Here is a 15,139-nt window from a genome sequence, read left to right as displayed (position 1 = left end):
TTTTTCTCGCATTAACCCACCAGGATCATCTGGAATCAAACGTAACCACTGTTCTTTTGCTTGTTGTTTTTCTCGCTCTGCTTCAGACTGAGCTTCGCTGTTGCTTGGGTTATTCTTTTCTTTGTTTTGCTGATCTTTATTTTGTTGATCCTTGTTTTGTTGATCCTTGTTTTGTTGATCCTTGTTTTGTTGATCCTTGTTTTGTTGATCCTTGTTTTGTTGATCCTTGTTTTGTTGATCCTTGTTTTGTTGATCCTTGTTTTGTTGATCCTTGTTTTGTTGATCCTTGTTTTGCTGATCCTTGTTTTGCTGATCTTTGTTTTGTTGATCTTTGTTTTGCTGATCTTTGTTTTGCTGATCTTTGTTTTGCTGATCTTTGTTTTGCTGATCCTTGTTTTGCTGATCCTTGTTTTGCTGATCCTTGTTTTGCTGATCCTTGTTTTGCTGATTTTTGTTTTGTTGATCTTTGTTTTGCTGATCTTTGTTTTGTTGATCCTTATTTTGCTGATCTTGGTTTTGTTTCTTTTCTTTATCTTGCTTCAAAAGATCTTCAACTAGCTTACGGTTATAAAGGGCGTCTTGATCTGCTGAATTGAGTGCTAATGCCTTATCATAAGCTTTAATTGCATCTTCATATTGTCCCATATGCGCTAAAGCGTTACCTTGGTTATAGTAGCCTTGTTCATTTTTTAATGCTTGATACAACTCAGCAGCCTTTTGGTAATCGCCTGCTCGATATGCCGCAGCAGCAGCCCAATCATTGCGTGTAAAGGTTTCTTTAGCTTGTTTAAATTGACTTTTTGCCATTAAGTCTCGTCCTTGCTGATCCGCGGTAGACCATAAGTCCTGCCAACTAAAGGCATGGGTCGTTAAAGACATAAATGAGCAGCATAAAAGAATAAAGTAACGCATCATACAACGATCCTCTGTATCCACCCACGTCGAAATACAGGCAAAAGCAACAACAAAGCAGGAATTAAAAACCAGCGTCCTTCATCGCGCCAAAGGGGTATGTCATCGTCTTGGCTTAAAACAAATTCGTTATTATTACTCGAATTGAGCCATTGTTCTAAGTCATGGGAGTCTGGGGTATATGGTACCAATTGTCCTCCACCTGCATCAGCAAAACGTCCAAAAAGGGGATTCAGATTTTTATCTGCTTTAACGGGCATAATAGAAGAATAAATTCCCGATTCGGCTAATTTTTTTGCGAGAGCAATTGCCTCATCGGAGGGACTATCTGCAGTTAATACTAAAATTTGTCCTTGGTTATAACCCGCTTGTTTGATTAGTTTACTGGCTTCATTCAAGGCACTATCAAGATTCTGTCCGGTTACGGGCATGATATCTGGGGTTAGCGAAGAAAGTAAGGATGAAATAGTTTGCCCATCATCAGTCAGTGGTGAAACAACAAAAGGTTCACCGGTAAAAGCCACAAGACCGAATTGCCCTACCTCTTTGTGAGCAAACAAATCATGCAACTTAAATTTTGCTCGGCTTAAGCGGTTGGGGGATAAATCGTTAGCCATCATATTTTCTGACATATCTAAAACTAGGACTCGAGGTTGTATGGGCCTATAGGTTGCTACAGGCAGTTTATACCAAACAGGCCCGGCGATGCTCAAAATCATAAATAGAATACTTAAAAACAGACACAGCATAGAAATCATCCGTCGACCTTGGCCTTTCTTCTGCAGCAGATGACTCAGTAAATGGGAATCACAGACTTCTGACCAAGCATGTAACTTCGGTTTTTGCCGCCATAAAACGAAAATCAATCCTAATAAAGGCAAAATCATTAAAAGCCACCAAGGCCTTAAAAAATGAAAATCTGCACTCATGATTTTAATGCCCCCCGACTTGATACCACAGAGTTTACGCTCAAGTTCAGGCCTGCTTTGCTAATTAGCCAAGAGAAACAAAGTAATAATGCCATACCAACACACCATGGATAATATTCTTTTTGTGGTCGCACAGTCGCTTGTTCCTGACTTACGGTTTCCAACTCGTTAATTGTTTTATAAATAGAATGTAATGTTTCTGTATCTGTAGCGCGGAAATAACGCCCCCCAGTCATGTCAGACATTTTTTGTAAGGTCTCTTCATCCAAATCTGCGGAAGCATTTTGCATTATAAAATCACCCACTAAGGCTCTTGAATCTGCTTCAGAACCTAAGCCTATGGTGTAGATTTTAATTCCTTCTTCTTTAGCGAGTTCTGCTGCTTTTAGTGGGGCAAGTATGCCGGAATTATTTGCTCCGTCAGTCAATAAAATCAGAATTCTTCCTTTTTTGGGGACATCATCCAACCGTTTTACAGCAAGACCAACGGCATCGCCAATGGAGGTGGTTTTCCCTGCAAGGCCAGCGGTGGCATCTTCAAGACGTAAAAGAATGGTATGTCGGTCATAAGTAAGTGGTGTCTGCAAGTAAGCGCGCGTTCCGAAGAGGATCAGGCCAATTTTGTCTCCTGACCGATCGCGTACAAATTGCTCCGCAGCACTTTTTACTACGCTTAAACGACTTACAGGTCGTCCATAGAGGAGCATATCAGGAATTTCCATACTGCCAGATAAATCTAAAGCCAGCATGATGTTAAAACCTTCACGCGCAATGGGTTTGGGAGCACCAATCCAACGGGGGCCTGCTAAAGCAATAACCAATAATAACCACACCATAGCTGGAATTATCAGTGAATATTGTGCTGAAACAGAGCGTTTCTCTTTATCGGCGATGAGAACCATATCAGCAAAAAAAGGGACTTTCAACGCAGCCGGCAACTGTACTCTGGCTCTTGGTATTAAAAACCAAAAGAGTAAGGGTAAAGGTAACAAGATTAAAACCCAAGGATTGGCTAATTCGAACATGGCACTCTCCTTTGTTTAATCCAGAGTTGTGCGGTGGTGAACAAGGGGTTGAGATCCATGGTTTCCCCTGTTTTAAATGGAGCATCTAACAACATGTCTTTCACCAAATAAAAATCAAGTCCTTTGCTGGTTTCATTTAAAAATTTAAGCCATTCTTCCCCATGCAAACTGGCAACACGTTCCCTTGGATAATAGACAAGAGCGACTCGGCGTAACAATTCCGAAATATGAGCGCTGGCCAACGAGCTATTCTGTTCTTTTTCATAGTTTTTTAGATATTCATGTAACAAAAGCAAAGCGTGTTTCTTAGCCAATGCATGACGATGTCTTTTATAAGCACTATAAGCGAGTAGGATTGCTGTAAATAAAATGAGTCCCATCAGAATATACCATCCAGGAGCCAATGGCCACCAACCAATCGGAGTAGGAAGATGGATGTCTTTTAACTGTGCCAAGGGATCAGTGTTAGCCACGAGACCTCCTGGGAAACGTTTGACGTACCATCTGTGCTAAATTTACATCTGCTGTAACCTGTACATACTGAATGCACAAGCGCCGTAATTGATTTTGCAAATGATCTAGGCGCTGTTGGCAATATTGCTCATAAGCGGTGTTCACTGAATGTAAGCTGGTATCAAGTATTATTTCTTGCTGTCCATTCGTCATCGCATATTGCTGTGGTTTGGGTGGAGAAAGCTCCACTCGATCACAAATATGATAGGCTAGGATGTCATTATGATAGCGTAATCGATTTAAATGCTTTTCACATTCACTGTCCATCGAGTAAAAATCACTGATCAGAACCAGGATACTCCCTGGTCTCACCACGCGCCGTAAGCGTGCTAATGCATCACTAAGCAACCTGGGTTTGGCTTCTCTTTGTTCTTCGCTCTGATCAGTATATCGACTCAAAGAGGCTAACAAAGGCAATACACCCATATCACGACTGCGAGGAGTAAATTCACTGTGATCAGTGGCTGAGAAGAATACACCACCTACTCTATCGCCTTCCTTGATTACTGTCCAAGCAAGAAGCGCCGCTAATCGGGCAGCAATCACTGATTTAAACGCAATGCGAGTACCGAAAATCATTGAAGGATTAAAATCTGTGAGAATGACCACTGGCCTTTCACGCTCTTCTTGATAAATTTTGACATGTGGTCTACCGGTACGTGCAGTAACGCGCCACTCCATATGGCGTATTTCATCACCTGCCTGATAATTCCTAACTTCAGCAAAATCCATGCCACGACCACGTAATTTGGATAAATGATTGCCGGAGCGTATTGCTTTACCCTCCGGGTGATAATGAACGGATTGCACGTAACGCCTTAAATCAATTAACTCATTTAATTCTGCAATAACGCCATTAGCCATAAAAACCTCATATACCTCAAATGCTGTGTAAATGGGGGTTGAACCCACCAAATTCAAGGCTATTAATTTGTTGGGCCAGCCCAAGCATGGGGAGGAAGGAACTTAATGGTAGTGTCCTAAACCCCAAGCTACGGAACAGCAACTAAACGTAATAAAGAGTCAATAAAATCATTGCTGTTGATTCCTTCCGCCTCAGCTTCAAAACTTAACAAAATTCGATGTCGTAATACATCATGCGCAATAACATGAATGTCATCTGGAGTGACATAATCTCTACCAGAAAGCCAGGCATGAGCTTTGGAACAGCGGTCCAAAGCAATGGTGGCGCGCGGGCTGGCACCAAAACGCAACCAACGGCCTAGTTCTTCACTGTATATACCCGGATTACGTGTTGCGACCACTAATTGCACTAGATAGTTTTCCAATGCTTCGCTTGTATGCACATTAAGTACTTGTTTCCGTGCTTCGAATAATGTTTTTTGTGATAATTTCTCTGATGAGAGTGGTTTGGTGGCCATTGTAGCGCCTAGGGCTTCTTTGCGTGATAATGCCAATATATCGTGCTCTACTTTGGCATCAGGATAACTAATTTTTACGTACATCAAAAATCGGTCCAATTGGGCTTCAGGCAAAGGATATGTTCCTTCCTGCTCAATGGGGTTTTGGGTTGCCATAACTAAAAATAATTCAGGCAGTGGATAGGTCTTGCCTCCTATAGTAACTTGTCTTTCAGCCATTGCTTCAAGTAAGGCCGATTGTACTTTTGCTGGGGCACGGTTAATTTCATCTGCTAAAAGCAAATGATGGAATATAGGCCCTGGTTGAAATACAAAAGAACCATTTTGTGGATGATATACATCCGTACCGGTTAAATCGCCAGGTAACAAATCAGGTGTAAATTGGATGCGATGAAAATTGCCTTCAACCCCATCAGATAACTCTTTAACCGCCCGGGTTTTTGCCAATCCGGGGGCGCCTTCTACTAGTAAATGGCCATCAGCAAGTAAGGCAATGAGCAAACGTGAGATTAATTCATTTTGGCCTAAAATTTGCGAATTTAAGCGATGACTTAACTGTAATATTTGGTGCTGTACAGCATTTCCAGTTTTATTGTCTTCTACCTGCGCCATAATTTCTACCTTAAATATGAAAAACATCGAAGAATAAAATTAAGAGAACTTATCCTAACTTGAATTGTACGCGCTGCCAAGTGGGGAAGAACAACTGAGTTCTCGTCAGCCCGAGCATCTCCAGGGATGAGGAGGCTTTTGTCGGGGGGATGGCCGCGGCACTTAGGATGATGTCAGAAACCTGAGGCTACGTCTCGCTTTACCCAGGTCACGGTATTGATTATTGCTGGTAATCAGGATGAAGCTCTAGTGGCATCATCGTTTGTAGCTTTTGATACAGCGAAAGAATTTCTTCACAAAAAACATGGAGCTGTTGTTGATTTTCCCATAAATCGTAATCCGTTCCCTTAAGAAAAACCTGTTGCTTTGCTAGTGTCTTTAATAAAACAAGTTCTTGGCGAGAAAAACCCAAATGGCTATTTAATTCAACCAGCTCCATAAGTTTCTTGTGTTCTTTAACAGGACGGTGTTCATGCAAACAATAAGCTTTTAATGTCAGTTGAAACGCTTGGTACATCAGCGAAGTAACAGGGGTTAATACGGCAAGTGGATCGGCTTGTCGAAAGGTCCAATCGGTAATTTGTTGTAACAGATAATCTGCTGCATAGGCATGTTGTGTTGCAATATTGAGCATTTCCAGAGGGGATAAGTAACGTTTGTCCATAAAAAGCTGTTCCTGTTTAATTCGGTACCTATAGCTTGCGCAGTGATTTTAACTGCTTTTTTTAGGTTCAAGTATGTTAAAATAGGCCCTCATTATATCCATGAAATAAATTGATGCACGCTTTTCTTAATAGTTCTTTTAAATTGGGTTCTTTGACTCTAGGCAATCGATTAATTCAAGGTCCTTTGGCTGGTTATAGCTGTGCACCATTCAGAATCTTATTTAATCAATATGCGTCACCTGCATATTGTGTTACTGAAATGAGTTCTGCAACAGATATTCTGTATAAACACTCTGCAAACTCACGTTACATTTACCGAGCGCCCGAGGAACAGATTCTTGCTTATCAAATTGCAGGGACCGAGCCGCACATTCTGGCACAAGCTGCGCAACGGTTGCAGCTCCATGGCGCCGACATCATTGATATAAATTGTGGATGCCCTAAACCCAAAATACGTAAAAAGGGGGCGGGAAGTGCCTTGCTGGACGTTCCAGAGCAATTGGTTCAAATTATAAAAGAAGTTCGCGCTGCAATTACTATTCCTTTAACGATTAAAATTCGCATACAAGGCAATAAACAGGATCTTGTACTGGCGAAGCAAATTGAAGAAGCGGGAGCGGATGCCCTGATTGTGCATGGACGGCGTTGGATTGATGACTACGATGTGGCCTCTGATTTACAGCAAATCGCGCAAATCAAACAAGGTATTACTATTCCTGTGATTGCAAATGGCGATATTCACGATGTGACCAGTTTACAAAGAGCAATCGAAGTAAGTGGTTGTGATGCGTATATGATATCGCGCGCTGGAACTGGCAAGCCTTGGCTTTATCAGCAGTTACTGCAACAATCCCATGGGGTTGTGAACCTCGATGAAAAAATTAATTTATTTATGCATCACTTACAGGGTCTGGCTGCATTAGAAAATGAATATAAAGCAATTTTGCAAAGTAAATCTCTAGTACGTTACTATTTTGGGTTAATGTTTGATGCGTCATTGTTGCAACGTTTTTATCAATTGGACTCTCTAGAAAAAATACATCAATTTTTTGCTGTATTTACCACAGATCCAGTAATTATTTGATGGTCTCCAGAAAAATGCTTTTTGTTCATTGAATTTTTAGATGGAACATTTGAAGAAAACTTAGATTAGATCACTATAATCTTGTTGATAAACATACAGATGTTGTAATCGTTCGGCTACTTTTTGGGCTCCTTGCTGATCACCGTTTTCAAAACGAAGTTTAGCCAGATAATTGAGATAAAGCTCAATATAATCCGGAGGAATGGGATAATGAAGACCAGCCTCCAAAACTTGCTGAGCGGGCTGCAGTTCTTTTTCCTCTACTAAGAAGCGGGCAAAAGTAAGTCGAGCCAAACAAAAATGTGGATTATTTTTTAGCGCCTTAAGAAAATATTCTTTTGCCTCTCGGGGCTCATTAAACACTAAGCTTTGTAACAAAGCCATTTGAAAATAAGAACGGGCAAAGTAGGGATTCATCGCGATTGCATGATTAATGGCAGTTACCGCTTTTTCTGTCCAATAATGACGTAGGTGCTCTGATGTTGCATTCTGGATCAATTGGAGGTACGCATCGATTTGCAGACTTTGAATTTCCACAAAATGAAATGACTTTAAAGCCTGGTTGCTGTGATGAACTGCCTGACGAAATTGTTTTTCCTGAAGTGCCGTCTCCGTTTTCCCTATATAGTGTTCTAGGATTAAAAAACGGATAAAGTAACTGCTTAAAAGTAAAAGAAATATCATTAGACTGCTTTGTAGAATCCAAATACTTTTTCCAGCTGACAATAAATAAATTTGGACACAGCCTTCTTTCTTAAAGAAATAATAGAGATATCCTAAACAACATCCCATGAGGAGATTCATGGGAAATACGTAGAAGTTGAAATCAATAATACTATGGCAAATTAAAGCACCTAATGCGGCAAAACAAGCCATAGCTTGGATACAGGTTATGGGATTTTTATTTTGCTTTTTTAAGTAGCGGCTTAAATAAACAATGAAAGTTACCATCACACCCATTAGAATAACAACACCAGGAACTCCTGTTTCAATTAATAATTGTAAAAAGTCATTGTGCGCGTATTCGAGATTTGAGCCATCGCCGGGTAAACTAAATGCCGGATAGTACTGTTTAAAATTGAAAATACCTAAACCGTACCAAGGGGTTATTTGCCATAAGTGCCATGCACCTTGCCAAATAACGAGACGTGATTTCTCATGAGCAAGTAAATCCAGTCGATGATGTATGGCAGGTTGCGCCAAGAGATACAGAGTAATTAAAGCCAGAACCAGGACTGCGGATAATTGATAAATCGTTTTTATTTTTATCGCCTGACGAGACAAAGCAATTTCTAGTACAGTGAAGAAAATAAAACAAAGGATCACGCCGCGGCTTAATGCCGCGAATAAAGCAAAGGTGATCATGTAAATACTGATTAAAAGAAAAGCCTTATGAAGTATCTTGGGTACTTTGGATGAGTTTATGTCAATAAATTCAGGATGATTTAAGCTAAAGAATTTTCCCATCAATAATAGGTTAACCATCATTAAAAAGGCTGCGGCAGTATTTTTACTTGCAAAAAATCCAGTAGGCATTGCATTTCTAACCAAGAGTTGCATAAGAGCATACACCGCACAGATTAAACCCAATACCCAGAGTATCCTCAGCAAATTTTGCCATAACCATTCAGTAAGAGGTTTTTGAGCCATTAAAAAAAATCCAAAGATCCAGGCCGTACACTGGAAAATGCCGAAAAAAGCGGTATTCGGAACCCAGCCCAGCAGCGGCGGGATAGTTGTCCAGGCAAGCCAGATAGCCAGCAAAAATGTTAGGGTGGACGTTTGAATCGATTTTGAAGGCCAATGAAAAGAAATAGAACGGACTAGAACTACGAGCATCAAGCTGTAGCTGATCAGTAAAATCGAATAATCGCTTGTACCTTTAAACAAAAACGATGCGATCAGCAGGAGGAAAAATAGCGCTCCTACTATTTTATGAAGACGCGCCGTAATAACTCCCCCCCTGCCTATGTGCTGAGGCTTTTCTGTGAAAGCCATTTTGGATCTACCTTAATTGATGCCGCGGATAACCCGCGGCACATGATTGGATAAGGGTAGTACCCAGTGCAAAGGACTTTAACATCAAGAAAGCCATTTTGCTTTGATAAAAGGACCATCCAGAGAGAAATCATTCTGGGTTACAACTGTTGCAGGATTAGAGTTTCCTCCGGGAGGAAGAAGAAACATATCAAAATAATGTTGCCACATCCAACCGCCCATTAAGGTAAGTTGTCCGCTCATGCAGCTGCCCCATTGATAGCTTAAGCCTAATTGTGCTTCCAATTCGGGAACGATATGGGTGCCTTTGGCTTGCGCGCTAAAAGGAAAAACATTGGGTCCGCTTATATTTGCCCCTGATAATTTTGCTTTTCTTTCGCCAAGGAGTATTGCTGTAGCACTTTGAGCAAATACAGCGAAACCATGGTTCAGTTTATGAGCCATGTCTATCCCCACACGAGGGCCTGCACCTTGGAATTTCGTATGAGCTACTGATTCTTGAACCACAGTATTAGGAGGGAAGAAAATGACATTTTCAAAATCATATTCCGCACGTTTAATCTTGGAGTTGACATATTGTCCTCCGCCATAAAAACGGATGTCTGTATTTTCACCAAAGGAGCTGCTTTGTGCCAATTCAAGATTGACCGCATCAAAATAAGTGTCGAATCTCAAATGAGTAGTAATATCTGCTATAAATGGGTTTACCGCTGGGTTTTCATTGATGTTGGTAAGGATACTACTGGAATGATTTCCTCTAAAGTGCAACCAATTTAAATTAAGGTCATTTCCAGTGTTAAAATGATAGCCTCCTTCCAGCAAAAAACCCCAATCCCAAGAGGATTTAATGGTATTGAACGTTTGGGTAGTTGTGCCATCCGTTTGGAAATGATTTACAGTCAATGTAGGGTTGAGCAGGTCTGAATTAGTGTTTGGTTGTAAATATAAAGCGCTAATACCTATTTCCCATGCATTGCATGGACAGGGAACAGTTACATCATCAGTCTCGCAAGAGGGTTTTATTACCCCCATAGCCCCAGCATGTAGCAAACTGGTATTTAAGGCAATAAATAGAAAAGCTCCTATTTTTTTCATAAAGTCACGATCTCCTTGTGTTTTTTACCTATTATTTAATAAGTTTCTTCATTAAGCAATTAGATAATAATTTATTTAGCCTAGCAAGCTTCTTCCGCCATCCACTTTAAGTATCTGCCCGGTGATATAGGGATTTTCAGCCAAAGCTACAATGGCCTGGGCAATATATTCTGGATCACCATGTTTTTTTAATGGAGTTTTCGCAATAATTTCTTCTTTTCTTTCTGGAGTGAGCGTGTTGAAATTCTCAGGCCAGGCGGTTGCGCCTGGAGCAATGGCATTGACCCTGATTTCGGGAGCAAATTCGCGGGCCAAGCTTTTCGTTTGCATTTCCAAGGCAGCTTTGCTTTGACAATACACCGAGTAGCCTTTCAGTGGTTTTTCTGCATGGGTATCCGTTATGTTGATAATGGCTCCAGAATGTTTGGCCAGTAATGGACGCGCTGCAAGGCTCAGTAAAAAGGGTGCCTTAACATGGACATTAAAAAGAGCATCCCAATCCGTTTCAACAAATGCAGTAAATTCAGTACGGATGAAAACGGAGGCATTATTGACTAACAAATCCAAACGACCGGTCCAATCTTGTATGGAGGTAATGATCTCTTCTGCTGCACCCGATTCGGTTATTTCTCTTTGTAAAACAAAGGCGCTATTTGGTCGTTGCTCATTTAAACCTGCTGCAAGAGAATGAGCCTCTTGCAATGAATGATGGCAATGAATGATTGTTTTATATCCTGCTGCATGCAGGGTTTTGACTGTTGCGGCACCAATTCGACGTGCTCCACCAGTGACTAAAGCAACTTTTGCTTCTTGTTTGTTTGTCGGATTCAATGTATTTTCCCTATTTTTTAGATTATCCTGGGTTTTGTCTATTAAAAAGAAGCCCCTCCTCCTACTTGCTGGAAAGGGTCCGGGACGAGGCCCTCATCCGTCCTCACGGACACCTTCTCCCCCCAAGGGGAGAAGGGAATAATTTGCTAATGGCGGGGTTGCCCAGGTTTTTAGCTACAATTTTTTAAATGACTGACTATGAGTATATTACAAACTTTACATACCCTACTGGCTCAACGCCAGTCGATCCCCTTTGTGGAATTCATGCAGTGTGCATTGTACGCTCCTGGTGAAGGATATTACAGTTCTGGGTTACAAAAATTAGGGAAACAGGGTGATTTTATTACCGCTCCTGAGTTAACTCCTTTATTTGGTAAAACATTAGCGAATCAATGCCAACAGGTACTCATGACGCTTGAGTCTCCTGTTTTATTCGAATTTGGTGCAGGTTCAGGGGCTCTTTGTGTCGCGGTTTTAGAACAGTTGGAAGAGCAAAATTCTTTACCAGCAGCATATTACATTTTGGAAGTCAGTGCCAATTTACAGCATCGCCAACGCGAACTTATAGCACAAAAAATTCCTCATTTAGCCCATTTGGTTATCTGGCTTGATCGTTGGCCTAAAGTTCCTTTTAATGGGGTGGTGTTGGCTAATGAAGTTCTGGACGCGATGCCAGTACATCGTTTTATGAAAACCGAAGAGGGTATTATGGAAAGTTATGTTGCTTTGAATGAGCAGCAGCAATTAACGGAACGATTCGAACCCTGCCATAATCAACGCTTGCTGGATTATATAAAGAACAGATTATCCTTGCCTGATGCGCCTTATCTCTCTGAAGTGAATCTTTTTATTGATGATTGGATTCTGAATATTTATCAGATGTTAAAGCAAGGGGTGGTGTTTTTAATTGATTACGGATTTTCCCGCCATGAGTATTATCATCCAGATCGTAATCAAGGAACATTAATGTGTCATTACCAACATCACAGCCATCCGAATCCTTTATTGCATCCAGGAGAGCAAGACATTACGGCGCATGTGGATTTTACGCATGTAGCAGAGGCTGGACAACAAGTGGGTTTTCATATTGCGGGTTTTACCAATCAAGCCTCTTTTTTGCTGGCTAACGGTTTGCTAAGCTTATTAAATACTTTGGATAATGAATTGGATCAAGTACGAGCAAAACAAGCGATAAAACAGCTTACTCTTCCGAGTGAAATGGGGGAGTTATTTAAAGTAATCGCCTTAAGTAAGAATGTAGAAGTTTCCTTAAATGGATTTCTATTAAATGATAAACGAGTGAGTTTATGAAGATAAAAAGATACCTAACCACAGTGGAATTACAAAAAGAATCCATGAAATTTTCTGCTGGCCATACAACCATTTTCTCGGCAACTGAAAGAGAACCATTGCACGGTCATATGTATGGAGTTTATTTGGCACTCACCACTTGGGTTGAAGAAAATGGGATGACTTTTGACTATCGTTATTACAAAGAACGTATTCATAAATTATGTCGTTATTTAAATCAGACGTTTCTGATGCCGCAATTTTCTCCTTTTCTGGAGTATGCTGAAGATGAAGAATATTATTATTTTACGTTTAACCACAAAAAAATTCCTTTCCTCAAAGAAGATGTGACTTTATTGCCAGTAACGAATATTACCGTTGAAGAGTTATCACGTTGGTTTGTTAATGAATTGATTAAAGATAAGGAAGAGCTGGATCGACATCGTATTGAACATGTAGTGGTCAAGGTGTTTTCGGCTCCGGGACAATCAGCCAGTCACCAATGGCAAAGAGTGCATGAATAACACCGATCACGAACATTCTATTGGAAAAAATTCTGTGTCAGCTCAAGATACTTCTTTAGAGTGTGTCGATGAAGAGGGTTCCGGGAGCAAATCGCAGGAAAGGGTTACTGTTTATCAAGTGTGCATCCCACACACGCATCGAGATTGTTTTGATTATGTCGCAGAAGGTTTAAACCCATCTATTGGTGTTCGAGTCTGGGTTCCTTTTCGCAAACAAACTCGGTTAGGGGTGGTAATCGGTAAAATCAACTCTGCGTATGATGTGACTTCCATAAAAAACATTCATACGGTTATTGATGAACAACCTTTAATCGATGAAACCATGTTGACTTTATGCTCATGGATTGCCAATTATTATCAATCGCCTTTATCTGAAGTATTACCCCTGGCTTTACCTAAAAAATATCGATTAGGAGAACCTTGCCAATTGCCGACAGGGGATTTTTATCAACTGGTATTACCTGTCGATGAGGCCAAAAAGCGTATCCCTGCTCGTGCACATAAGCAATTGGAGCTTATCGAGTTCTTGAGTGGACAAAAGGAACCGGTGGCCAAACATCGTTTGACAGAGAAGGGATTTAATTCCACGCAACTGTGTAATTTACTTGCAGCTCAGGTTATTTCTTTATCCCAGCAGATCATTCTCCCAGAAAACGCAGAGGCCTCATTATCATCCCCTTTAACACTTAATCTCGAACAAGCTGTGGCTGTGGCGGCGATCACGGAAGCTTTACACCAATATCAATGCTTTTTATTGCAAGGGGTTACCGGGAGTGGCAAAACAGAAGTCTATTTGCAGGTAATCGCGCAAGTATTAGCGCAACAAAAACAAGTTTTAGTGCTCGTTCCTGAAATCGGGTTAACCCCGCAATTAGTCTCACGCTTTACGGCACGTTTTAAGCAACCAATTGCTGTAATTCATTCCAGTTTGAATGAAACGGAGCGGCAAGTTGCATGGCAATTAGCAAGGGAAAGCAAGGTGCAAATGGTGATTGGAACGCGGGCTGCACTGTTTACACCTATGCCCAATTTAGGACTCATTGTCATTGACGAAGAGCATGATGCATCATTGAAACAAATGGAAGGAGTACGTTATTCTGCCCGAGATGCGGCGCTAATGCGGGCGCATTTGGCCAACATCCCTATTATTTTAGGTTCTGCAACCCCTAGCCTTGAAAGCATGCATAATGTGAAGCAAAAGAAATACACCTTATTACGTCTGAATCATAAAGCGCTTTCAATTACCCCTTTGCATTATCAACTCATTGATTTACGTTCACAAACATTACAGCATGGTTTGGCAGCAACAACGTTGCACGTCATTAAAGAGCATTTACGCAAACAAAATCAGGTAATGGTATTCATCAACCGTCGTGGGTTTTCCCCAGTTTTGTTATGCCATCAATGTGGCTGGATGGCTGACTGTCGTGCTTGTGATAGCCATTTAACGCTGCATAAACAGTTAGGGCAGATGATCTGTCATCATTGTGGATTGACCCAAAAAACTCCGAGTCATTGCCAAAGCTGTCAAAGCATGGAATTGATTCCAGTTGGGGCTGGAACCCAACGTATCCATGAGTTTCTAAGCGCTTATTTTCCGAATACGGAAGTAGTGCGCATCGATCGTGATGCCGTGCGTAAAAAAAACGCTTTAAATGAACATCTAAACAAAATTCATCAAGGCGAGGCACAGTTAATCGTTGGCACCCAAATGTTAGCAAAAGGCCATCATTTTCCTCGTCTCTCTTTAGTGGTTATTCTGGATGCAGATGCGGGACTTTATAATCAGGATTTCCGAGCTCTAGAGCATTTAGGGCAGCTATTAATGCAAGTTTCAGGGCGTGCAGGGCGTGCAGACCACGACGGTCAGGTTTTGATTCAAACGCATTTACCCAATCACCCGTTACTTAATTTATTGATTCAGCAAGGATATGATAGTTTTGCGGATGCGTTATTAACTACCCGGCAACAAGCTCAACTTCCTCCTTTTCACTATTTGGCCATAATCAGGGCACAAGGAAAGGTCGCTGGAAGTGTATTAAAATTTTTACATGCAGCGAAAGAGCAAATGCTAGAACACTCCATCACGGTGATGGGGCCAGCACCTGCTCCAATGCCACGTAAAGCCAATCAATATCGGATGCAACTGTTACTTAAGTCCTCATCGCGAAAAAAATTAAAAAATGTTTTAACGCAATTACGAGAATGGCTTATGGGAAATAAATTAAGTAATGGTGTACGGTGGAATGTGGATGTGGATCCTATGGATTTATCTTGAA

General features: G+C 41.0%; 14 protein-coding genes. 5 read left to right on the top strand and 9 right to left on the bottom strand.

What is annotated here, in order from left to right; translation table 11 throughout:
- Positions 1-56: 56 nt before the first annotated feature.
- Entirely contained in the window at positions 57-596 is a 540-nt protein-coding gene (locus OQJ26_RS19460) for a Cys-every-fifth RiPP peptide CefA (protein ID WP_416209955.1), read from the top strand.
- A 315-nt stretch (positions 597-911) separates the two neighbouring features.
- Here OQJ26_RS19460 and OQJ26_RS09460 read toward each other — a convergent pair whose 3' ends face one another.
- The 6 genes from OQJ26_RS09460 to OQJ26_RS09435 all read right to left on the bottom strand — a co-directional run bounded on the left by OQJ26_RS09460 (position 912) and on the right by OQJ26_RS09435 (position 6,037).
- Positions 912-1,841 (bottom strand): vWA domain-containing protein, encoded by a 930-nt coding sequence (locus OQJ26_RS09460; protein ID WP_265703601.1) that lies wholly within the window; start codon positions 1,839-1,841, stop codon positions 912-914.
- Positions 1,838-2,866 carry a vWA domain-containing protein gene (locus OQJ26_RS09455; protein WP_265703600.1) on the bottom strand — a complete coding sequence of 343 codons (1,029 nt, stop codon included), beginning with the start codon at positions 2,864-2,866 and terminating at the stop codon, positions 1,838-1,840. Before OQJ26_RS09455 ends, OQJ26_RS09460 begins: the two co-directional genes overlap by 4 nt.
- The gene (locus tag OQJ26_RS09450; protein WP_265703599.1) at positions 2,854-3,339 is read right to left on the bottom strand and encodes a DUF4381 domain-containing protein; all 486 of its coding nucleotides are present in this window, start codon (positions 3,337-3,339) and stop codon (positions 2,854-2,856) included. The genes OQJ26_RS09455 and OQJ26_RS09450 overlap by 13 nt, the downstream gene beginning before the upstream one ends.
- Entirely contained in the window at positions 3,332-4,243 is a 912-nt protein-coding gene (locus OQJ26_RS09445) for a DUF58 domain-containing protein (protein ID WP_265703598.1), read from the bottom strand. Before OQJ26_RS09445 ends, OQJ26_RS09450 begins: the two co-directional genes overlap by 8 nt.
- A gap of 128 nt (positions 4,244-4,371) precedes the next feature.
- On the bottom strand, positions 4,372-5,373 hold the full coding sequence (locus tag OQJ26_RS09440; RefSeq protein WP_265703597.1) for an AAA family ATPase: 1,002 nt from the start codon (positions 5,371-5,373) through the stop codon (positions 4,372-4,374).
- A gap of 220 nt (positions 5,374-5,593) precedes the next feature.
- Complete coding sequence (locus OQJ26_RS09435; protein ID WP_028382441.1) at positions 5,594-6,037, bottom strand: hypothetical protein; 444 nt, start codon at positions 6,035-6,037, stop codon at positions 5,594-5,596.
- A gap of 113 nt (positions 6,038-6,150) precedes the next feature.
- Here OQJ26_RS09435 and OQJ26_RS09430 point away from each other — a divergent pair, with 113 nt between their 5' ends.
- Positions 6,151-7,122: a tRNA dihydrouridine synthase gene (locus OQJ26_RS09430; RefSeq protein ID WP_265703596.1), complete on the top strand. Its 972-nt coding sequence runs from the start codon at positions 6,151-6,153 to the stop codon at positions 7,120-7,122.
- Between the two features lie 60 nt (positions 7,123-7,182).
- Here the strand turns inward: OQJ26_RS09430 and OQJ26_RS09425 are convergent, their stop codons facing one another.
- From OQJ26_RS09425 to OQJ26_RS09415, 3 genes are all read right to left on the bottom strand, one after another.
- A complete protein-coding gene (locus OQJ26_RS09425; RefSeq protein ID WP_265703595.1) occupies positions 7,183-9,120 on the bottom strand; it encodes an O-antigen ligase family protein in 1,938 nt (645 codons plus the stop codon).
- Positions 9,121-9,204: 84 nt separating this feature from the next.
- On the bottom strand, positions 9,205-10,215 hold the full coding sequence (locus OQJ26_RS09420) for an Lpg1974 family pore-forming outer membrane protein (RefSeq protein ID WP_265703594.1): 1,011 nt from the start codon (positions 10,213-10,215) through the stop codon (positions 9,205-9,207).
- A 75-nt stretch (positions 10,216-10,290) separates the two neighbouring features.
- Positions 10,291-11,046, bottom strand: a complete 756-nt coding sequence (locus OQJ26_RS09415; RefSeq protein WP_265703593.1) for a pteridine reductase — start codon at positions 11,044-11,046, stop codon at positions 10,291-10,293.
- A gap of 198 nt (positions 11,047-11,244) precedes the next feature.
- Between OQJ26_RS09415 and OQJ26_RS09410 the strand changes: the two genes are divergently transcribed.
- From OQJ26_RS09410 to OQJ26_RS09400, 3 genes are read left to right on the top strand one after another with little or no spacing between them, the layout of a single operon-like run.
- Positions 11,245-12,357, top strand: a complete 1,113-nt coding sequence (locus OQJ26_RS09410; protein ID WP_265703592.1) for a class I SAM-dependent methyltransferase — start codon at positions 11,245-11,247, stop codon at positions 12,355-12,357.
- Positions 12,354-12,860: a 6-pyruvoyl trahydropterin synthase family protein gene (locus OQJ26_RS09405; RefSeq protein ID WP_265703591.1), complete on the top strand. Its 507-nt coding sequence runs from the start codon at positions 12,354-12,356 to the stop codon at positions 12,858-12,860. Before OQJ26_RS09410 ends, OQJ26_RS09405 begins: the two co-directional genes overlap by 4 nt.
- Complete coding sequence (locus OQJ26_RS09400; RefSeq protein WP_265703590.1) at positions 12,853-15,138, top strand: primosomal protein N'; 2,286 nt, start codon at positions 12,853-12,855, stop codon at positions 15,136-15,138. Before OQJ26_RS09405 ends, OQJ26_RS09400 begins: the two co-directional genes overlap by 8 nt.
- Position 15,139: the final 1 nt, after the last annotated feature.

Source organism: Legionella sheltonii (genome assembly GCF_026191355.1).
Taxonomy (GTDB): Bacteria; Pseudomonadota; Gammaproteobacteria; order Legionellales; family Legionellaceae; genus Legionella; species Legionella sheltonii.
The sequence above is the reverse complement of the archived record's forward strand: the minus strand, read 5'-3'. Positions and strand labels throughout refer to the sequence as shown.